Origin of the sequence: Solidesulfovibrio alcoholivorans DSM 5433 (genome assembly GCF_000702665.1) — a bacterium.
Lineage (GTDB): Bacteria > Desulfobacterota > Desulfovibrionia > Desulfovibrionales > Desulfovibrionaceae > Solidesulfovibrio > Solidesulfovibrio alcoholivorans.
In genome coordinates, this window is record NZ_JNJA01000016.1 from 20,175 (window position 1) to 41,406 (window position 21,232).

Annotated in this window: 16 protein-coding genes; 10 read left to right on the forward strand and 6 right to left on the reverse strand. The window is 66.6% G+C overall.

The window, feature by feature from the left end:
* Window positions 1–33 precede the first annotated feature (33 nt).
* The 8 genes from Q368_RS0119125 to Q368_RS0119165 all read left to right on the forward strand — a co-directional run bounded on the left by Q368_RS0119125 (window position 34) and on the right by Q368_RS0119165 (window position 11,041).
* Window positions 34–864: a glutaredoxin domain-containing protein gene (locus Q368_RS0119125; RefSeq protein WP_029460651.1), complete on the forward strand. Its 831-nt coding sequence runs from the start codon at window positions 34–36 to the stop codon at window positions 862–864.
* 114 nt (window positions 865–978) lie between these two features.
* The gene (locus Q368_RS0119130; protein WP_029460652.1) at window positions 979–2,349 is read left to right on the forward strand and encodes a dihydrolipoyl dehydrogenase family protein; all 1,371 of its coding nucleotides are present in this window, start codon (window positions 979–981) and stop codon (window positions 2,347–2,349) included.
* A gap of 61 nt (window positions 2,350–2,410) precedes the next feature.
* On the forward strand, window positions 2,411–2,791 hold the full coding sequence (gene gcvH, locus Q368_RS0119135) for a glycine cleavage system protein GcvH (RefSeq protein WP_029460653.1): 381 nt from the start codon (window positions 2,411–2,413) through the stop codon (window positions 2,789–2,791).
* A 183-nt stretch (window positions 2,792–2,974) separates the two neighbouring features.
* Window positions 2,975–4,354, forward strand: coding sequence for an aryl-sulfate sulfotransferase (locus Q368_RS0119140; RefSeq protein WP_029460654.1), 1,380 nt, complete (start codon window positions 2,975–2,977; stop codon window positions 4,352–4,354).
* 198 nt (window positions 4,355–4,552) lie between these two features.
* Window positions 4,553–6,022: an outer membrane homotrimeric porin gene (locus tag Q368_RS0119145; protein WP_029460655.1), complete on the forward strand. Its 1,470-nt coding sequence runs from the start codon at window positions 4,553–4,555 to the stop codon at window positions 6,020–6,022.
* Between the two features lie 201 nt (window positions 6,023–6,223).
* Window positions 6,224–8,323 (forward strand): methyl-accepting chemotaxis protein, encoded by a 2,100-nt coding sequence (locus tag Q368_RS0119150; RefSeq protein WP_084158907.1) that lies wholly within the window; start codon window positions 6,224–6,226, stop codon window positions 8,321–8,323.
* 398 nt (window positions 8,324–8,721) lie between these two features.
* Window positions 8,722–10,254 (forward strand): methyl-accepting chemotaxis protein, encoded by a 1,533-nt coding sequence (locus Q368_RS0119160; RefSeq protein WP_029460658.1) that lies wholly within the window; start codon window positions 8,722–8,724, stop codon window positions 10,252–10,254.
* 235 nt (window positions 10,255–10,489) lie between these two features.
* Window positions 10,490–11,041, forward strand: a complete 552-nt coding sequence (locus Q368_RS0119165; protein ID WP_029460659.1) for a hypothetical protein — start codon at window positions 10,490–10,492, stop codon at window positions 11,039–11,041.
* 69 nt (window positions 11,042–11,110) lie between these two features.
* On the opposite strand, the gene Q368_RS0119170 is transcribed toward Q368_RS0119165, so the two are convergent.
* The 3 genes from Q368_RS0119170 to Q368_RS0119180 form a co-directional block, all read right to left on the reverse strand.
* A complete protein-coding gene (locus Q368_RS0119170; RefSeq protein ID WP_029460660.1) occupies window positions 11,111–11,938 on the reverse strand; it encodes a nucleotide-binding protein in 828 nt (275 codons plus the stop codon).
* A gap of 20 nt (window positions 11,939–11,958) precedes the next feature.
* Window positions 11,959–13,083 (reverse strand): aminotransferase class V-fold PLP-dependent enzyme, encoded by a 1,125-nt coding sequence (locus Q368_RS0119175; protein ID WP_029460661.1) that lies wholly within the window; start codon window positions 13,081–13,083, stop codon window positions 11,959–11,961.
* 152 nt (window positions 13,084–13,235) lie between these two features.
* Window positions 13,236–15,266 carry a methyl-accepting chemotaxis protein gene (locus tag Q368_RS0119180; protein WP_029460662.1) on the reverse strand — a complete coding sequence of 677 codons (2,031 nt, stop codon included), beginning with the start codon at window positions 15,264–15,266 and terminating at the stop codon, window positions 13,236–13,238.
* Window positions 15,267–15,465: 199 nt separating this feature from the next.
* Here Q368_RS0119180 and Q368_RS0119185 point away from each other — a divergent pair, with 199 nt between their 5' ends.
* Window positions 15,466–18,009, forward strand: a complete 2,544-nt coding sequence (locus tag Q368_RS0119185) for an ABC transporter permease (RefSeq protein ID WP_029460663.1) — start codon at window positions 15,466–15,468, stop codon at window positions 18,007–18,009.
* A 10-nt stretch (window positions 18,010–18,019) separates the two neighbouring features.
* Here Q368_RS0119185 and Q368_RS0119190 read toward each other — a convergent pair whose 3' ends face one another.
* Window positions 18,020–18,427 (reverse strand): hypothetical protein, encoded by a 408-nt coding sequence (locus Q368_RS0119190; RefSeq protein WP_029460664.1) that lies wholly within the window; start codon window positions 18,425–18,427, stop codon window positions 18,020–18,022.
* On the reverse strand, window positions 18,420–18,986 hold the full coding sequence (locus Q368_RS0119195; protein WP_029460665.1) for an RNA polymerase sigma factor: 567 nt from the start codon (window positions 18,984–18,986) through the stop codon (window positions 18,420–18,422). The genes Q368_RS0119190 and Q368_RS0119195 overlap by 8 nt, the downstream gene beginning before the upstream one ends.
* Window positions 18,987–19,188: 202 nt before the next feature.
* Between Q368_RS0119195 and Q368_RS0119200 the strand changes: the two genes are divergently transcribed.
* A complete protein-coding gene (locus tag Q368_RS0119200) occupies window positions 19,189–19,722 on the forward strand; it encodes a shikimate kinase (protein WP_029460666.1) in 534 nt (177 codons plus the stop codon).
* 107 nt (window positions 19,723–19,829) lie between these two features.
* Here the strand turns inward: Q368_RS0119200 and Q368_RS0119205 are convergent, their stop codons facing one another.
* Entirely contained in the window at window positions 19,830–21,167 is a 1,338-nt protein-coding gene (locus tag Q368_RS0119205; protein ID WP_029460667.1) for an ATP-dependent 6-phosphofructokinase, read from the reverse strand.
* Window positions 21,168–21,232: the final 65 nt, after the last annotated feature.

Consider the following 21,232-nt stretch of genomic DNA (forward strand, 5'->3'; position numbering starts at 1 on the left):
CGCTTCCCCGCCCCATACCCAGGACAAGCGGTCATGAGCATTACCCTTTACACCGCGCCGGACTGTCTGCGTTGCAGGATCGTCAAGGCGTTCCTCAAGGAACGCGGCATCGAATACGGCGTCATCGACTTCAAGGCGGACGCCCAGGAATTCAACACGTTTTACCGCGCCAACCGCAAGCGTATCTACCGCAATCCCGAGGGGGTGGAATTCCCGCTGTGTGACGACGGCGAGGTCGTCAAGCAGGGCAGCGGCGAAGTGATCGCCTACCTGCTGGCCGGCCATGCCCTGGAGCCGGCGGTCACCCGCAGCGAACTGTTGCATGGCTGGATTTCGGGGCTTTATGTGTCCCAATGCCCGGTCGACCGGGAGGACGACTTCGTCACGCTGGTCGCGCACCTGGCCAAGGGCGGCCTGTCGGTGCTGCTACGCGCCGACGGCCGCAATCCGGCCCTGCTGCGCCGCCTGATCGAAGCCAAGGCCGTGGCCAAGGTCTCCCTCGACATCCCCGGTCCGGCGTCCCTTTACAACGCCCTGTTCGGCCAGACCCCGGACAAGACGGCCTTGGCCGAGACCATCGCCCTCGTGCGGGCCTTTCCCGATTACGACATCCGTTTCTTCGCCGCGCCGGTTCCCCGCGCGGACGGTTCCGCTTCCTGGCCCACGCGCGAGGAGGCAGCAGAAGCTGCGGCCATGGTTTTTGAGGCCTGCGGCGACCACCAGCTGCCTTACCGGATCGCCTGCGCCACGGCGGAGACGCCGGGCGGCCTGCATGGTCTCCCCCCCCTGGAGGACGCCATGCTGCTCAAATACCGCTCCGCTTCCCGAAACACGCTTTTTAAGGCCGACATAGCGCCCCGATAGCCGCGAAACGCAGGTGGCGGGCAACAACCTTCTTCTCCCGGCGGGACGCCGGGAACGCGGAGCGTGGTTTCGTGGGTCGAGACACGCGCCGCGCGGACAAAGAAAGGCGATGTTATGCAGTATGATGCGATCATCATCGGCGGTGGTCCCGGCGGAACCGCCGCGGCCAGAATCCTGGCGGCCGGCGGCAAGAAGGTTGCCGTCATCGAGGAGAAGCACTGGGGCGGCACGTGCCTCAACTGCGGCTGCATCCCCACCAAGCTTTTGCTGGGAGCCGTCACGCCCAAAAGCCAGCTGCACGCCCTGGCCCGGCAACGCCTGGCCGGCGGGGAGATCGTCGTGGATTTCGCCGCCCTGCGCAGCCGCGTCAGCCGGTTCCTCAAAGGGTCGAGCCAGGTCCTGGCCAAATCCCTGACCGAAGCCGGCATCGACCTGCGCAACGGTCGTGGCGTCTGCGTCGGCCAGGGTCTGGTGTCCTTCCAGGCCGACGGCACGGAGGAGCGGCTTCAGGCCGATGCCATCATCCTGGCCGGCGGCTCGCGCAACGCCGTGTTCTCCGGCATGGCCCCGGACGACGAAGCCGTGCTCGACAGCACCGGCGCCCTGGCGCTTGCGGACGTGCCCGAAAGTCTCATCATCGTCGGGGCCGGGGCCATCGGCCTGGAACTCGGGGATTTCTACGCCGCCCTGGGCACCAAGGTCACCATGGTGGAAGCGGCTCCCCACATCGCGCCCAGCGAAGACCCCGATATCGCTGCCGAACTGGAACGGGCCATCACCAAGGCCGGCCGCACGTGCATAAGCGGCGTCAAGGCCGTCTCCCTGGCGACCAGGGACGGCCAGGCGCGCCTCGAACTGGAGGACGGCCGCGTCCTGACCGCGCAAAAGGCGCTGGTGGCCATCGGCCGCGCGCCCAACACCAAGGACCTCGACTGCGAAAAGGCCGGCTGCGCCCGCGACCGCCGGGGCTTCGTCGTGGTCGATGCGGCCTTGCAAGCCGCGACCACGGTCTATGCCGTGGGCGACATCAACGGCCGGACCCTGCTCGCCCATGCGGCCGAGCACCAGGGCACGTACGTGGCCCGGCGGCTTCTGGGCGAGGAAACGGGTCCCTATGTGCCCGGCCCCGTGCCCGCCTGCATCTACGGCGGCGTCGAGGTCATGCGCGTGGGCGAGACGGCCAAGGCCCTGGCGGCTGCCGGCCGGCGGGTTTCGGTTTCCGCCGTGCCCTTGAGCCTCAACGCCATCGCCCAGGCCGGTGGCAATGCCTCCGGCCTGGTCAAAGTGGTCTGGGACGGCGAGGACATGGCCGGCATCGCGGCCGTGGGCCACGGCGTCTCCCATCTTGTGACCGTGGCCCAGCTGCTGCTCGCCGGCCGCTACACGCCCGAGCGGCTGCACGAGGTCATGTTCGCCCACCCGACCCTGGACGAGATCGTGCCCATGGCGATCCGCGCGCCGCGCAAGCCGGTCGCCGCGCAGTGATGAACCGCATTCCCGCCCCGGCCGCCGGGGCTGCGCCTGACCGCAGGCAAGGAGCGTCTGTATGAGCCTGACCTATCCCGACGACCGATCCTACCACGCCGAACATCTCTGGGCGAAGCCGGAAGCGGATGGAACCGTGTTGATCGGCATCACGGACTTCGCCCAAAGCCAGCTCGGCGACGTGGTTTTCGTCGACCTGCCCGAAGTGGGGTTGCATTTCGACCAGGGCACGTCCTGCGCATCCATCGAGTCCGTCAAGGTGGTCTCCGAAGCGATCATTCCGGTTTCCGGCGAGGTCGTGGCCATAAACGAGGCCCTGGCCGACACGCCGGAACTGCTTAACCAGTCGCCGTACGACGCGGGCTGGCTCGTCCGGGTCCGCCCCGACGGCGGGCTCGGGGGACTGCTTACCGCGGCGCAGTACGCGCAGCAGGTGGAATAAGGCGCGCGGGACTGGCGGTGGCCGCCAGTCCCGCGCCATGTTTTGGGGCGGCGATGGGGAAGCCGCAAGAGAAATGGCGGAGGAACGCAAGGGGTTGCGAATTTGTGCAACGCCATGGCCGCAGTGCCGTAGGGGCGGTGCGGCGGCAAGGGCACAACGCGAGGCGCGAGGGAGGAAACTGCGATGAAACGGTTGGCAAGGGCTTGTGTCGTCGCTTTGGGCATGCTGGTCCTGTCCGCTCCGGCTCTGGCCTACGAGGCCATGGTCGGTCCGACGGGCGTGCTCAAGTACGACAAGGACAAGGCGTACAACGGTTACACGGTGATTTCGCCGACGGTCAAAAGCAAGACGACATACCTGATCGACATGGAGGGCAACGTCGTCCACGAGTGGAAATGCCAGTACACGGCCGGGCTCTACGCCGAACTGCTCCCCAACGGCAACCTGTTGCGCGCCGGCTACATCCCGCAAAAGGACAACGGCATCGGCGGCATCGGCGGCATCGTGCAGGAGCTCGACTGGGACGGCAAGGTGGTCTGGGAATACAGGATGGCCGACAAGGACCACTACCAGCACCACACGTTCAAACGCATGCCGAACGGCAACACCCTCATCCTCGGCTGGGAGCGCAAGACCAAGCAGGAGGCCCTGGCCAAGGGTCGCGACCCCAAGACCATCCCGGACAAGGCCATGGTCTCCAAGGGCGTCGAGCACAACGACTTCTGGGTCGATTTCGTGCGCGAAGTGGACAAGGACGGCAAGACCGTCTGGGAATGGCACGCCTGGGACCACATTGGCAAGGGCCCGAAAAAACTTGACATCAATTATACGCTGCCGCTTCCCATGGGCAGCGTCTATCCCAACTTCGACTGGAGCCACTTCAATACGGTGGACTATCTGCCCGGAACCGACCAGGTCCTCGTGAATTCGCGCAACTTCAGCGAATTCTACCTGATCAACCGCAAGACAGGTGCAATCGAGTACCGCTGGGGCAATCCCTCGGCCTACGGCGCGGGCAAGGCCCCGTCCTGGTACGATGACCGCGACCAGCAGGTCTTTGGCGAACACTGCGTGACGCCCCTCGACAACGGACACATGCTCCTTTTCGACAACGGCTCCGAGCGGCCCGAAGGCAACCGTTCCCGGGTCGTGGAGATGGATCCCAAGACCGGCAAGGTCGTCTGGGAATACGCCTCCAAGGACGTCAACAGCTTCTTCAGCTTCCGCCAGGGAGCGGTCCAGAAACTCCCCAACGGCAACGTCCTCGTCACCTCCACCCACCACGGCCACATCTTCGAAGTGACGCCGGAAAAGCAGATCGTATGGGACTACGTGAGCCCCGTCGCCGCCGACGTGCCCAAGTGCGTCCTGGACGAGGACAAGGACTCCCTGCCTGACGCCCACCTCAAAATGATGACCAACGCCGTGCACCGGGCCTACCGCTACGGACCGGACTATCCGGGTCTCAAAGGCCGGGACCTGGGCAAGAAGACGCCCATGGTTCCCGGCGGCTGCCCGCTGTTCTTCAAGGAGTGGAAGAATCCCGCTCCGGCCAAGAGCTGAAGCGCCGGTCCGATAGGCACGTTTCCTCAGTGATCGTGCGGCGGGAACACGCCCTCCTGCCGCGCAGTCCGGGCACGTCGGGGATGCCCCTCGGCCGGGAGCCTTCATGGCACCCGGGTCTCGGGTCGCGTGCCGAAGCATCCCCGGCGTGCCGTGACAGGCAATGCAACGCAGCGATTCTGCGAATGGAGGAAGATAATGCGACGATTGTTAAGCCTCATACTCGCCAGCGCCATGGCGATCTGTCTTTGTACCAATGCCAAGGCCGAAACCATAGTCAAGGCGCGTGGCGACATGCGCGTCTACGGCACTTATTTTGCCAACCACAACTTTACCGGCTGGAACAGCACAGGCACCAAGACGGAAGACCAATTCGAGATATGGCAGCGCTTTCGCCCGCGCTTCGATTTCGAGGCCAACAAGAATCTGTACTTTCGGCTGGGGCTCAAAGTCGATACGATCTGGGGCTACGACACCTACACGGCGGCCAATCCCACCGCGGCCCTGATGGTCGAACTGGCCTATCTCCAGTTCAAGTATCCGGACACGGACATCCAGGTCGCGGCCGGCCTGCAGTTCCTGAGCCTGCCGCAAAGCAAGCTGTTTAACAGCAGCGTCGTGTGGAGCAACCCCCTGGCGGCGGTGGTCGTCAACGCGCCCCTGATTCCCGAGACGCTCACGGCCCAGTTTGGCTTCGGCCGCTTGCTGGATACGAACAGGAGCTTCGACAACTCCACGACGCAGGTGGGCGATGAACTCGACGCCTATTTCCTGACCCTGCCCGTCACCCTGGACGGCTTCAAGGCCACGCCCTGGGCCATGGTCGCCGTGGCCGGGCGCAACGCCAACTACGCCCTGAAAAACTCCAATGACTTCCCGGATCTTGGCGGTACGAACTTCACCAACACCCTGTTCTCCGCCGCCAGCTACGCCAACATGACCGCGAGCTCCAAGCTCGGCTCCTGGAAGAATTCCCAGAACCCGTACTCCTGGTTCGGCGGCGCGTTCGAAGTTTCGGCCCTGGACCCGGTGCGCTTCTACGCCGACGTCGCCTACGGCGCGGGCGCCATGGGCGATGCCAAGGCGGCCCGGCGCCACGGCTGGATGGTCGACGCCGGCGCGGAATACACCGGCTTTACCGTGTTCACCCCGCAACTGTTTGCCTGGTGGGCCTCCGGCGAAGACAAATCCACCGGCAACGGCTCCGAGCGCCTGCCCTATCTGCGCTCGCAGTGGGGCGCGGGCAACAGCTTCCTTTTTGAAAGCGACCAGGCGCTCGGGCGCAACTACTGCGCCTACGCCCGGCCCGTGGGCAACTACGGCATCGGCCTGTCGCTGGCCAACATCTCGTTCGTCGAAAAACTGACCAATCAACTGACCTTCGCCTACGCCCACGGCAACAACGCCGCCCGGGCGTTGCGCACGGCCCGGACGTACAGCGCTTCCTACATGACCATGGGACACGACCTTGGCGAAAACGAGTCCATGTTCGGCATCAACCTCGACACCAAGTACATGATCTACGAAAACCTTGCCGCCATCGTCGAGACGGGCTGGGCGCACGGCCAGTTCCAGGAAAGCATCTGGGGACATCGATTGTATCACCAGGCCGAAAGCAACGGCAACAACGAATGGAAGGTGGCCTTCGGCTTTACGTATAAGTGGTAATGACCGTGTCAAGTCGGCATTGCTGCTGTATGACGCGACGCCGGCATCGCTGCTGGCGTCGCGTCTGTTGCAACGTATGGCAAGATAAATTGCAACAAGAACTTTCCGTGGAAACAAAATATATTGTGAGTTGTTCCGTCATACTTATCCGGCATTGACTCACATTCCCCCTTTCATTTCATAAGCCAAGCGGAGCTGCCCATGCGCTTTCGGAGCATCATGACGACCATGTCGCTCATCATCGGGGCGATCATTCTTGTCATTCAAGCGGTTCTGGTCGTCCTTGTCTCGTCGTCGGCCTATCAGAAAAGTATCGCTTCCACGCGGCATGAGATGCAGCAACTCGCCGACATGCTCAAGAAATCCACGGAGGATTTCGGCGAGCAGCAGATGCAACTGGTGCGGGCCGCCGCACACGTGCCGGCCATGCGGGAATTTCTACGCGGCGGATCCGGTCCGGCGCCGGAAATCATCGCCGCCATGTCCAGGGCCTCGAAAGACGTGAACACGTTTTATCTCATGGACGACCGGGGCCGGCAGGTTCTGCTCATGGTGCAGGGCAAGGCCGCGCCGGTAAACGACCTCGGCAAAAGTCCGACCATCCGGGCGGCCCTGGACGGCAAGGAGTCCCGCAGTCGCCTGCCGGCCAAAAGCAACGCCACGGACAAGCTCGTCGTCAGTTTCAACGTCCCGGTTCGCGACGAGGCTGGCAAGGTGCTCGGCGTGGTGGGCATGACCTACCCCCTCGACCGGTTCATCGAGCGTTATATTGGGCAGACCCGGCTCGGGGCCACGGGCTATCCATACATTTTGTCCGACAAGGGCGTGATGGTCGCGCATCCCGACAAGAAACTGATCCTCAAGAATATGGCCGGGGCGGACGGCATCGCGCCCATGCTCGAAGAGCCGGAAGGCCAGGGCGCCTGCACCATTGACGGTAAGGAGAAGGAAATCGTCTGGACCCGCATCCCGGACTGGCACTGGGCTATGGCCTTCACGATGGACCGCGCGACGATCGTCGCCCAGGCGGCGGCGCAGCGAAACCAGCTCCTCTGGGCCGGCATCGCCGCCATGGCGGCCCTTATCGTCGGCAGCATGCTGGCGCTATCCCGCATCGTCGTGCGTCCGCTGCGGCAGTTGCAGATCTATGCCGCGACGGTGGACGCAGGGCATCTCGACGCTGCGCTCGATTTTTCCCGCCCAAACGAACTGGGGCAACTGGCCGAGAGCCTGCGTCGTATGGTCGCGAGCCTCAAGAGCAAAATTGCCGAGGCCCAGGCCCAGACCGAGTTGGCCAATGCGGCCGTGGACCGGGCCAATACCGCCACCTTGGAAGCCGACCAGGCAAGGCGTGCCGCCGAAGAAGCCAGGACGGAAGGCATGCTGCAAACGGCGGGAACGCTGAAAGGCGTGGTGTATGCCGTGTCCGCCGCCTCCGAAGCGCTTGCCGCCCAGGTCGGGCAATCCACGCGCGGGACGGAAGTGCAAAGCATGCGCCTGGGCGAGCTCGCGACCGCCATGGAGGAAATGAACGCCACTGTGGGCGAGGTTGCGCAAAACGCCGCGCACGCCTCCCACGCCGCGACAAGTGCCGGACAAAAGGCCAGGGAAGGGGCCGATGTCGTCGCCCGGGTCATTTCCGGCATCGACGAGGCGCATTTGCAGGCGTCCACGCTCAAGGAGGTCATGGGAGGGCTTGGCCGTCAGGCGGAAGGCATCGGCACGGTGCTACGCGTCATCAGCGACATCGCCGACCAGACAAACTTGCTGGCGCTCAACGCGGCCATCGAGGCGGCCCGGGCCGGAGAAGCAGGACGGGGCTTCGCTGTGGTGGCCGACGAGGTGAGAAAGCTGGCGGAAAAGACCATGGCAGCCACCGCTGAAGTCGATCTGGCTGTGCGGGATATCCAGACCGGAACACGGGAGAGCATGGACAGTATGGAAAAGGCCGCGGACTCCATAGCCGCAGCCACGGAATTGGCCGGACAGTCCGGCGCGTCGTTGCGCGGCATCGTCGAGTTGGTGGAGCAGACGTCAGGGCAGATCGGCTCCATCGCCACGGCGGCGGAGCAGCAAGCCGCGACAAGCCAGGAAATAAGCCGCAGTGTGACAGATGTTTCGCAGATTTCCGAGGAGCTTACCGTGACCATGCGCCACTCGGCTGAGGCCGTTGAAGCGATGGCCGGGCAGACACAGACGCTGCGGGAACTGCTTGCCTCCATGCAGCACGGCCATCAGGCGACGGATGAGCGCCACCCTGTTTTGCCGCAGGCGCATGCCCCGACAGACGCCGCCGGGTAGGCTTCCCGGCCCGGAGGCGGCGTTGCCTCGGGCCAGGGGCGCAAATTTGCCCGATCCCGTTATGCCGGGGCCGGAATCGGGGGTTGAGGTCCAGAGGGAGCCGCTTCAGGGGAAGGGGGGCCTCGGGCTTGCTCAGGCTCAGGCCTGGACCGGCCTTCGGGACAAAGGGACCAGGACTTCCCCGACGCGGACGTTGCGCCTCATGCCCGAAAACGCGCTCTCCGCCTACAGGTGACCCGGCCGACCCTATGGCCTCAAGACAGCCTGTCCTCCGCCGCTTCCTCCACTTCCCCTCTTCCCGCCGACCAGAACCGTGACCGTCGCGTTGCGGTTTGGCCGCGAATCGACTATGGCCTTTTTTTCCCATGGATACCAACCAGGGACTCACGAGGTACACCATGAAGCGTTCCATCCTTGTCGCCGCTCTCGTGCTCGAAGCCATCCTCCTGGCCGCTTCCGCCTTCACGGACGGCGCAATTTCCATCTGCCTGCTCGCCGTGGCTTTCGTCTGTCTCGCGGCCATGCTGTTGTGGACCAATCGCCGCGTGGAAGCGGTCTTTTCCTGCATCGAGCAGGTCTTCGCCTCCACCGCTTCCGCCACCTTCGACTGCGAACTCGACGACGACCCGCTTCTGGCCACCGACAAACTGCGACAGGGCATCGCGACGCACGAAAAAAGCCTCAAGGAACGCCTCAGCAAGGATGAAGCCATGCTCTCCAACATCATCACGCCCATGGCCATCGTGGGCGACAAGGGGGAGATCAAGTGGCTCAATGAGCAGATGGTGCGCCTGACCGAGAACGATGGCGCGCCGGCGACCCACTTCGGCGCCAATTTCGCCCGCTTCTTTTACGGCGACAGCCGCGAAACCATCGCCGACCTCGCCATTCGGCAGCGCGCCCGGCAATCGTCCAAAACCGAGTTCGACACCCGCAAGGGCAAGCACAAGTTCATCAGCATTTTTTCCACGCCCATCGTCGATTTCGACGACAAGCTCATCGGCGCGTTCGTGTCCGTGGCCGACTTCACGGGCGTGGTGCTCAAGGAACGCACCATCACCGAGCAGAACCAGCGCATCGCCAAGGGCGTGTTTGAAGCCACGGCCGTCTCCGAGAGCCTGGCCGAAGCCGCCGAACAGATGACGCTCCAGATCACCCAGTCCACGGAAGGCATGGAGGAGCAGCGCTCCCGCACGGCCGAAGTGGCCACAGCCATCGAGGAGATGAACGCCACCATCCTGGAAGTGGCCAAGAACGCCGGCGACGCCGCCGCCACCGCCGGCCAGGCCAACACCATGGCCTCCAAGGGCGCGGAACTCGTGGACCGCGTCATCGCCGTCATGGAGTCCGTCAACAGCAAGGCGGCCGGACTCAAATCCGAAATGCAGGACCTCGGCGGCCAGGCGCAAGGCATCGGCCAGATCATGCAGGTCATTTCCGACATCGCCGACCAGACCAACCTGCTGGCGCTCAATGCCGCCATCGAGGCGGCGCGCGCCGGCGAAGCCGGACGCGGCTTCGCGGTCGTGGCCGACGAGGTCAGAAAGCTCGCCGAAAAGACCATGACCGCCACCAAGGAAGTCAGCAACTACATCCAGGCCATCCAGGAAAGCGCCCGGCGCAACATGACCGCAACCGACGAGACTTCCAAGGTCATCGAGGACGCCGACGTCCTCGCCCACGACGCCGGCGACGCCCTGCGCCAGATCCTCAATTACGTGGAAAAGACCTCGGATCAGGTGCGCGGCATCGCCACAGCCGCCGAGCAGCAGTCGGCCACTTCCGAGGAGATCAACCGCTCCACCGAACAGATCAACCGCATCGCCGAAGAAACGGCCGGGACCATGTCCATGGCCTCCTCGTCCGTGGCGAGCCTGTCCCATCTGGCCACCGACCTCAAGACGTCCATGACCCGCATGCACCTGGAGTAGGCGCGGAGCAGACGCCAACGCGGCGAGCCGTCCCCGGAGCCCGCCGTTTCGCGGTATTTTTCCATGTCGCGCAGAGCCGAAACTCACCGGTTCCGCGCCGCGCCATGCAGACGGATCGTGAAACGTCCGGCATGAGGCGTCTTGCGCGGCACCCGCAAAACAGGCACTATGAAAAATATGGCGATTTTTTGCCGCGCGGCCTCGCGCGCAACGCAACCACCCGCAAGGAGTCCCCATGCCCAACGCCACCAACTTCACGCTCTTTAGCGGCGGCGCCCAGGGCGCCGAAGCCGAATTCGGCCGCCAGGCGGAATTGCACAGCGTCCAGGAAGTCAACTTCACCTTCGAGGGCCACCGCATCGAACGCACGCGCGGCATCCGGGTCCTGACCCAGGAGGAACTGGCAAAAAAGGACGTGAGCCTGACCTACGTCTCCAAGCTGCTTTCGCGCAAGTTCAGCAACGGCCCGCAGATCCGCATGGTGCTGCGCACCATCATGCATCAGGTGGACGCGGGGCTCGAGGTCTTTGTCGTGGGGACCATCCAGGAGGATGGCACGGTCAAGGGCGGCACGGGCTGGGGCGCGGAATTCGCCAAGATCTGCAACAAACCGCTTTTCGTCTTCTGCCAGGAAAAACGCGGCTGGTTCACCTGGGACGGCGACACCTGGGCTCCCGTGGCCGCGCCGACCATCACGCAAATGCATTTCACCGGCACAGGCACCCGCTTTCTGGAAGAAGCCGGCAAGGCCGCCATCGCGGATTTGTTCACCCGCTCCTTCGGTTGATTCAGGGGGCAACGCCACCGTGGCAAAGGAGGGGCGAAAGCCCCTCCCGGACCTCCCGCAACCGGGGCCTCAGGAAAGAGGCCAGCGCGTAGCCGGAGCCGCCGGCGCGCCGGCGGCGCAGCCAAGCAGCGGCCCTGCCGCATCCACGGCCTCGCCGCACTCCTGCAGAAATCGGGCGACGGTCGCCCGCTCCGAACGGCGCAACGCCGGATGGCCCTGCGCTTCGCGAAATCCCAGACAATACATGTCGCAAAGGGCGTATTCCCGGCCAGGAAGCGCCGGCATCGCAAGCACCACGCCGCCCCGGCGCGAAAGCGCCTCCCGTGCCTGCCCGCCGTAAAGCAGGCCATCAGCCCCGGTAAATCCGTCGAAGAACAGGAAATCCTCGGATTTGCCGTAAAAAAGGTTCTTCACCGCCACGTAGTCCACCCGGTCGCGGAAGACCTCCATGGCCGCCAGCACGTTGCCGGCCGAGGACTGGACGTTGGACACGACCACGGCCACGGTGACGCGGTAGCCCTCGCGCTCGTATTCGTCGAGGACAGGGCCGATACCGCCCCGGCCCAGCACACGCGCCAGGTCGTCGAGGCAGCCGGCCGGAAAATCGAACAACAGCGTCTGCGCCCCGAGATCCAGGGCGTCCACCACAAGCCCCCGCTCCTCGCGGCGGCGCAGGTCGAACACCCCCACCCCGGTCAAGGGGTTCTGGGGCGCGGCAAGCCGCCCCTCGGCGTCGCGCGCGCCATAGTACTGGAGCAACTGACCGACCTGCCCGTCGGCGTCGAAGGCCGCCACGGCCATGCCACGGCCGAACCGCAGATGATCGAGCAGGGCCCGGGAAAAGGTGGTCTTGCCCGAGCCGCCCTTCTGGCTCATGACGAAAATCGCGCGTTTCAAAGGCGTCTCCTTGGCTGTGGTTAGCGGCCGTCGAACGCATCGAGGGCCTTAAACAGGCGCGCCGCGTCCGAAGCGTCGGCGTAGCAGTGCGGCGCGAGGCGGATGCGCCCGTCGCGCAGCGACACGGCCACGTTATGCCCCATGAGGTACTTGAAAAGCGCCGGCGCGTTGCCGTGGGCGAAGGCCAGGATGCCCGATCGCCCTGGCCCGGAAAGGGGCGAGACCACGGCGAGGCCGCGCTCGTCGAGCCCTGCGGCCAGCAGGTCCACGGCGGCGAAAATCCGCTCCCGCACCGTCTCCATGCCCAGCTCGTCGAAAAGGGTCAGCGACGCGCCGTACGCGCAGACGCCGGCGATGTCCTGGGTGCCGGGCTCGAAACGCCCCGCGCCGTCTTTCAGGGCGAACTCCCCGCGCAACTCCTCGGCGTCGCGCATGGAGCGCCAGCCGGCAAGCACCGTATCCAGGCGGGAGGCGGCCCCCGGCGCGACATAGAAGATGCCGAGGCCCATGGGGCCAAGCTGCCATTTGTGGCAGCCGGCGGCCAGAAAATCCACGCCAAGCGCCGTCACGTCCATGGGCAGCGCGCCCAGGCTCTGGATGGCGTCGAGGCAGAACAGCGCGCCGGCCTCGCGGCACAGCCCGGCAAGCTCGGCCACGGGAGCGGCCACTCCCGTGGCCCAGTCCACGGTCGAAGCGACGACCAGGCGGCAGCCCGGGATGACACGCCGCGCCGCATCCAGGTCCACCCGGCCGTCGTGCTTGGGAATCTCCACGACGCGGACGCCGCGTGCGGCGAGGTTGTCGAAGGGAAAGCGCAGGGTGGGAAAATCCGGCCAAGTCACGGCCACCGTGTCGCCGGGTGCGAAATCCAGGCCCGCGGCCACGAGCCCCAGGCCGTGGGAGGTGTTGCCCGTAAACGCCACCTGTTGCGGCACGGTCCCGAGCAGCTTCGCGGCCAGCCCCCGTGCGGCGGCCACGGCGTCGAGCCAGCGGAAATAATCGGCCGAAGCCCGCTGGCAGCGGTCCTCGAACACCGCCTGCCCGGCAAGGCAGGCCCGCACGGGCATGGGCGAGACGGCGGCGTGGTTGAAAAAGGCCGTTTCGGCAACGACCGGAAACTGTGCACGCAAGGCGGCTGCGTCCATACGTCCTCCCGTGGCCCGTCGCATGGGCCGCGCCGGCCAAACTACGGAGGAAACCGGCCAAGGACAAGCCACCCGCACCCATCCCGGGCGCAAAAAAAAGCCGGGGAGCCCGCTTGGGCTCCCCGGCCTGAAGAACATGGCGCGACAGCGAACTAGAACCGCTCGAAGTCGTCGTCCTTGTCGTCGAGGTCGATGCCGACGCCGCCAGATGCGGCCTTGGGCGCGGCCGGACGCGCCGGGCGCGACGCCGCGCGCCGGGCAGTCGATGAGGGCAGGGCCTTGACGGTACGGGCGTGGCTGCGTCCCAGACCGTCCACCCGGAAAAAGGCCATGGTGCTTTGCAACTGCTCGGCCTGGCTCGAAAGCTCCTCGGAGGTGGAGGCCATTTCCTCGGAAGCCGAAGCGTTTTGCTGCACCACCTGGTCGAGCTGCTGAATGGCCTTGTTGATCTGATCGGCCCCGGAGTTCTGCTCCTGGCTCGCGGCGGCGATCTCCTGGACAAGGTCGGCCGTGCGCTGGATGTCGGGCACCATCTTGGTCAGCATGGACCCGGCCCGCTCGGCCACCTGCACGCTCGAGGAGGACAGCTCGGAGATCTCGGCCGCGGCCGAACCGCTGCGCTCGGCGAGCTTTCTGACCTCGGCGGCCACCACGGCGAAGCCCTTGCCGTGCTCGCCGGCACGGGCCGCCTCGATGGCGGCGTTCAAGGCCAACAGGTTGGTCTGCCGGGCGATCTCCTCGATAATGGAAATCTTCTCGGCGATGTTCTTCATGGCCGCCACGGCCGAAACCACGGCCTCGCCGCCCTCGCGGGCGTCCTGGGCGGCCTTGACCGCGATGGACTGCGTCTGCTGGGCGTTTTCCGCGTTCTGCTTGATGTTGGAGCTCATCTGCTCCATGGACGAGGAAATCTCCTCGACGCTGGCCGCCTGTTCGGTCGCGCCCTGGGACATGCTCTGGGCCGAAGCCGAAAGCTCCTCGGAGCCCGAGGCCACGTTTTCCGAGGCCGACTGGACCTCGGCCACCACCTCGCGCAGCTTGCCCACCATTTCATTGAGCGAGGAGGCGAGCACGCCCATCTCGTCCTTCTGGTCGATGTCGAGCAGGCGGGTGAAGTCGCCCTCGGCCATGGCCTTGGCGAAACCCACTCCCTTGATGACCGGGCCGGTGACGGCCTTGGTAAGCACCACGGCGATGACGATGCCGAGCAGGATGGCGACGATGAGGCCGACGATCATGATCGAGGACGCACTCGACAGGCTGACGACGGCCTCGTTGGCGGTCTTCTGCGTCGCGTCCAGTGCGGCCTTGGCCGTTTCCTCGGCCGCGTCCTGCACCGCATTGGCGGCTTCCAGCCGCTTGCCGGCAAGTTCCTGCAACGCCTTGTAGTTGTCCAGGAAATCGAGCAGTGCCTGGCGGTATTTCTGGGCGGCGTCCTTGATGGCGGCCAGCTGGCGCAGGTTGGCGTCGACGCGGGTCTTGTTCCGCAGGGTCTCCACGGCTTGATCCAGGCCGGCGAAGCCCTTGACGGCGTCCTCGATGATGCGCGGGTCGCGGTAGAGCTGGCCCCGGTAGTTGCCGACGCGGATAACCGTGCCGGCGTTGATGATGCCGGAGATGGCATCAGCCTTCTCGGCGCGGTCCTTGAGGGCCTCCGGAGCGAGCCCCTTGCCGATTTCTTCGATGAGGGCCTTGGCTTGGCTGTCCTGGTATTCCTCGCAGTTTTTCACGAATTCCGTCGCGGCCTGATCCAGGGTGCGGCGCACGCTCGCAATGGCCTCCACCCTGGCGGCCGTGTCGTTGATGAGCTTCTCGTATTCCGTGGCCTTGGCCTGGGCCTTGGTCACGTCCTCGCGCAGCTTGACCAGGTCCGGGTACTTGTCCGAATGGGCCTTGGCCTCGGCCAGGGCCCGCTTGAGTTCGCCCAGGTTGCGCAGACCGGCGTCAAGTTCCTTTTTGTTCTCGCTGTAGCCGTAGCTGCGCAACTCGAGCATCGTCTGCAGAGCCGCACGCTCGACGGCATTGCCGACGTTCACTTCCGGGACGAATTCCTTGGCCAGACGCGTGGACTCGCCTTCCACGGAGCGCATGTTGACCACGGCCATACCGCCAAGAACGCAGGCAATGAGTATCAACAACCCGAAACCGACGCTGATCTTGATGCCGAGCTTGAGATTTTTCACGGCCCGCTTCCCCCTCTGTCCTTGCTGTTCCCGATGGACGGCCCGGGAAGCGGCAGGTCCCCGGGCCAAATCACGCGTTTCGCCGCAGTGATGACAATTGGCCTATTTCGCCTTCCCTTGCAATGCAAAAAGCCGATATTCCGGGGATGGATGGACCGCAGCCGCTTTTTTCCCTACAGATACGACGAGAAGGAACCCCATGCATCTGCTCCAAGATTGTTGCCTGGCCGCGCGCCTTGCCCGGCGGGAATTGCGCGCCGGGCTGCGTGGATTCGGCGTTTTCCTGGCCTGTCTGGCCCTTGGCGTCGGCGCTGTGGCCGGCGTCGGCAGCCTGGCGGCCTCGTACGGCGCGGCCCTGGCCCGGGATGCGGCCGCACTGCTCGGCGGCGACCTGGAGGCGACCCTGGCCCAGCGGCCGGCAAGCCCGGAGGAACTGGCGGCCCTGACAGCCCTCGGCCGCGTCTCCCACCTCGTCTCCATGCAGACCATGGCCCGCCGCGCCGCAGGGCCGGGCAAACGCGCCCTGGCCACGCTCAGGGCCGTGGACGATGCCTATCCCCTCTACGGCAGTGTCGCCCTCGATCCGCCCCTGCCCCTGGCCGAAGTCCTGGCGGTGCGCGAGGGGCTGCCCGGCGCGGCGGCCGCGCCGGAACTGCTTGCGCGCCTTGGCGTCGGCGTGGGCGACAGCATCAAGGTGGCCGACGCGTCCTATACCATACGCGCGAAGCTCGGCCGCGAACCCGATGCCGCGACCGGGCTGTCCACGCTCGGGCCGCACCTGCTCGTGCAGGACGACACCCTGGAAAAGGCGGGCCTTGCCGGCCCGGGCAGCCTCACGCGCCACTTCTACCGGGTCAAGCTGCCGCCCGGCGCGGACGCCAGAGCGGACGCCGCGCGGCTCAAGCGGGACTTCCCGGAGGCCGGCTGGCGCATCCGCGACGCCTCGGCCGCCCAGCCGGGACTTGCCCGCTTCATGGACCGGCTGACGACCGCGACCGGCCTGGTCGCCCTGGCCGCGCTGCTGCTCGGCGGCATCGGCGTGTCCCAGGCCGCCTCGGGCTACCTCGCCGGGCGCACGGCCGCCATCGCCGTGCTCAAATGCGTGGGCGCATCCCGGCGCGTGGCCTGGATCACGTATTTCCTGGTCATCGCCGCCCTGGCGGGCTGCGGCATCCTGGCCGGGCTGGCGCTCGGCGCGGCTGTGCCGCCCCTGGCCGGGCCGCTGCTTTCCCGGTTCCTGCCAACGGCCCTGCCGCCGGGACCCTTTCCGGCCGCGCTTGGCTTGGCCGGACTTTGCGGCGCGCTGACCACCCTGGCCTTTTCCCTGCCGCATCTGGCCATGGCCGCGGGCGTGCCGCCGCTGCTGCTTTTCCGCGGCTATGCCGTTCCGACCCTGCCCCGGCCGTCCCTGGCCGCACGGCTGCCTGGGTTTGCCTGCATGGCCGCCCTGGCGGCCCTGGCCGTGGCCGCCTCGCCGAGCCGCCGCCTCGGGTTGTGGTTCGTCGTGGCGGTCCTTGGCGCGGCCCTCGTCTTTCGCCTGTTCGCCGTGCTGGCCGTGCTGCTGGCCCGGCTTCCCGGCCGCCGCCACGGCCCCGTGGGGCTTGCCCTTCGCGCCCTGTCGCGCCCGGGCAACCAGGTGGGGCCCGTGCTCGCCGCGCTCGGGCTCGGCCTGACCACACTTTGCGCCATGACCCTGGTCGAGGCCAATTTCCGCCAGGCCGCGACCGAGGACATTCCCCGCGCCGCGCCGGCCTTTTTCTTCGTGGACATCCAGCCCGGCCAGATCGCGGACTTTCAGGCCGCAACCCGGGCCATCGCGGGCGTCACGCGCGTGGAGACCTCGCCCATGATCCGGGGGCGCATCACCCGGGTCAAGGACGTGCCGGCCGAGGCGGTGGACGTCGACGAGGACGTGCGCTGGGCCGTGCAGGGCGACCGGGGCCTGACCTATGCCGCCCGGGAGCCCCGAGGCAGCAGGCTCGTCGCCGGCGCGTGGTGGCCGGAAAACTATGCCGGGCCGCCGCTGGTCTCGGTGGAGGAAGGCGTGGCCAAGGGCCTGGGGCTTGGCGTCGGCGACACGGTGACGGTCAACGTGCTCGGCCGGGAGATCACGGCCGAAGTGGCCAGCCTGCGCCGCGTCAACTGGCTGAGCCTCGGCATCAACTACGTGTTCGTCTTTTCCCCGGGCAGCCTCGTCGGGCTGCCCATGACCCACCTGGCCACGGCCTACGTGGATGGCGCAGCCCCGGGCAATCCCGGCGAGGCGGTCTTCGCCGCCGTCACGGACCGCTTTCCCAACGTCACGGCCATCGGCGTCGGCGACGCCCTGGCCGACGTGATGGCCATCGCCGAAAAGGTGGCGCGCGCCGTGACCGTGGCCGCGGCGGCCACGCTGGCCGTGGGCATGCTGGTGCTCGTGCAGACCATGGCCGCGGGCATGCGGCGGCGGCGCTACGAGGCGGTGCTGTGCAAGGTGTGCGGCGCAAGTCGGCGGCAGGTGCTTGCCATGCTGCTTGCGGAAAACGCCTTTCTCGGCGTGCTGGCGGGGCTCACGGCTCTGGGGCTGGGGGCGGCGCTGGCCTGGGCGTTCGTGACGGCGTTTCTGGAACTGCCGTTCCGGTTTTTCCCGGGACCGGCCCTGGTCACGGTCGGGTTGGCCACTGCCCTGACGCTGGCGTTGGGGCTTGCCGGCGTGGCCCGCGCCCTGGCCGAGAAGGCCCTGCCGCTTCTGCGCAATGAATGACGCGCCGCGCTCAGTCGTCCGCGCCTGCGGGGCGCTCGGGCAGGCTCAGCCTGTAGCGGGCCTCCAGGCGATCGTAGACGGCGAGCTGGCGGGGCGAGAGCATGGGCCGGATCTTCACGTCGCCCCGGCGCAAAATCCCTTCAATCTCCGGCCTGTTGCGGCCGAGCACGCGACGGATTTCGCCGTACACTTCGTGTTTCGCTTCGAGAAAACGTTCCCGCTGCCCGGGGTCGAGATCGAGCAGGCGCATCTCCTCCGCTTCCAGGCGCGAGCGCGCCACATCGACGTCGGCGGCGTCCCTGTCGCGCAGGGCGTGGGTCATCCAGATAGACGCCCCGCCCCAGCCGAGCCCGAGGCCCAAGGCGAAGATGCAAAAAACGCCTATCGTGCCCCAGCGCCGGCTGTCGCTTTCACGCATAATCCTTCTCCAGAAACGCCCGCAGCTTGCGCCGGGCGCGAAAGGCCCGCACTTTGACGTTGACCCGCGACAGGCCTGTGATGGCCGCGACCTCTTCCACGCTTTTCCCTTCAAGTCCCAGAAGGATCACGAGCGTGCGGTCCTTCTGCCCGAGTACCGTGGTCATGGCCGATTCCAGCCGGCGTCTGGCTTCGCGAGCTTCCAGGCGCTCCATGTCGCGTTCGTCGGCAAGGCCTTCCTCCAGGCCGTCCACGAGCCCGGCCTCGGCCTTGCGCCGACGCAGCCAGTCGATGCAGGTGTTGGCCGCGATGCGGTGCAGCCAGCCGCGGAAGACCGCGCCGTTGCGTAGCGCGCCGAGGTTGAGGTAGGCCTTGACGAAGACCTCCTGGGCGAGGTCCTCCATGCCATCGGGATCGTCGCAAAAACGCGAGACCAGATGGAGCACCGCGGCCTTATGCCGCGAAACCAGCGCGGCGAATGCCCGCTGATCGCCTTCCGCCGCCTCCCTGGCCAGGGAGGCGTCGTCGATGCCGTCAAGGTGTGTCCCGCTTTCCGCCACGTCCTCTTCCCGCTGCGCTGCCGTATCGTGCGTCCGTAGGCGCTTCGCGCCGGAAATTCCGGCCGCCCGCGTCCGTCCGCCGGAAATTGAGGCGCGTGAGAAACCGGCCCGGTTACACCCTCCGCTCGACAAAGAGCCTCCCGGACGCTATTTCCCGGTCGCGGCGGCGCGACGCGCCCGCCAGCCCACGCCGGAGAGCGCCATGCCCCCTGCCGACGACCGCAACATCTACCTCATCGGACCCCGGGCCTCGGGCAAGACCACGCTCGGCCGGATGCTCGCCGCCCGCCTCGGTCGGCCGTTTATCGACCTGGACGCCGTTTTCGTGGAAAAACACGGGGAGACCATCGCCGACCTCGTCGGCCGAGAAGGCTGGGACGCCTTCCGCCTGGCCGAAGCAGCCATCGTGGCCGAGGCGGGAAAGCGCACGGGCCAGGTGGTGGCCACGGGCGGCGGCGCGGTGCTCATGCCGGAAAACCGGGAAGTCCTCGCACGCGGGCTGGTCTTCTATCTCCAGGCCGACCCCGAGCGGCTGGCCTCGCGGCTCATGGCCGACTGCAACGAGGCGCAGCGGCCCAAACTCACGGCACTCGGGCTGCGCGAGGAAATCGCCGCCACGCTTGCCGAGCGCGAGCCGCTCTACCTCGCCTGCGCCCACGCCAGCCTGCCCGAACGCGCCCCGGAAGAGCTGCTGGAATTCGCCCTGCGCGCCCTGGCCGCCTGGGGCAAGGAGTAAAAAAGGGAAAGGCGGCTCGTGCCGCCTTTCCCTCTCGGACCAGTCTCGTTGCAGGCGCGCGCCTGCGCTCCTGCATTCTCCCCTTTCCGCCGCCTCGAAACGGCCGCTCAGGCTGTCGGGCAGAAGATCCCGGGATCGTCGGTAAAAGGCGTCACGCTGTGCTGGCCCGTGGATTCGATGACCGCGCGCCAGTAGTCCGAGGCGATGTTGAGCTTTTTGCGCCGCAGCGTCACGAGGTCGAGCGGCAGGTGCACGTAACGCGACCCGAGTTTCGACACCACCATGCCCGTCTTGCCGGCCATGGCCGCGTGCACGGCGTTTTGCCCCAGAAAGCCGCAGTAAACCCGGTCGTTGGCGTTGGCCGGCACCGAGCGCACGATATAGCTCGGGTCGATGAACTTGAGCGTCATGGGCATCTCCCGCGCGCGGAAATAGGCCTCGATCTCGCCGGTCAGGTAGTCGGCGATGTCCCCGAGCACGGGGTTGCCCGAGGCGTCGCGCAGGCCCGTGTCCGTCAGCAGGTTCTGCCCCGCTCCCTCGGCGGCCACGATCACGGCATGGCCCCGGTCGCGCAGGCGCAGCTCGAGAGAGGGCAGAAGCCCCCGCTCCCCGGTCATGACGAAGGGGTACTCCGGCACGAGCACGTAATTGACTTCCTTGAGCGCCAGCGTGGCCTGGGCGGCGATGAACCCGGATTCGCGGCCCATGACCTTGACCAGCCCCACGCCGTTGAGCACGCCGATGGCCTCGGTGTGGGCGCAGCGGATGGCCTCGGTGGCCTTTTCCACGGCCGTGTCGAAGCCGAAGGACTGGGGCACGAGGTTGATGTCGTTGTCGATGGTCTTGGGCACGCCGATGATGCTGATCTTGGAGCCGCGCCGCGCGATCTCTTCCTGGATGCGGCGGGCGGCCTTCATGGTGCCGTCGCCGCCGATGACGAAGAGCATGGCGACATTCAGGCGCTCCAGGGCGTCGACGATGTCCTCGGGCTTTTGCGGCCCGCGGCTGGAGCCGAGCACTGTGCCGCCAAACTGGTGGATGTCCGAGACATTCTCCGGGGTCAGTTCCACCGGCGCGTGGCCGTAGGACTCGATGAAGCCCTGCAGGCCGAAGCGGATGCCGAGCACGCCGGCCACGTGGTAGTTGTGGTGGGCCTCCATGACGATGGCCCGGATGACGTCGTTTAGGCCCGGGCACAGGCCGCCGCAGGTGACGATGGCCGCCTTGACCTTGGAGGAGTCGTAATAGATGCGGCTGCGCGGCCCGGCCGTCTCGAACGTGGCGAGGCACGGCCCCGAGCCCTCGCCGAACTCCCCGGCGTCGAGCTCCAGGCGGGCCTTGGCCTCGTCGTCGAAGCGGCAGTACGGCAGCGGCGAGGGAATCTTGGCCGGTCCGAGCACCGGTATGGTCGTGTCCACGGCAGCGGTTACGCAGGCGGCTTCCATCATGGGCGTCTCCTTGGCTGGCTAGCGTTAACAGCTTCCCCGGCCCCGGGCAACACGCCCCGGCG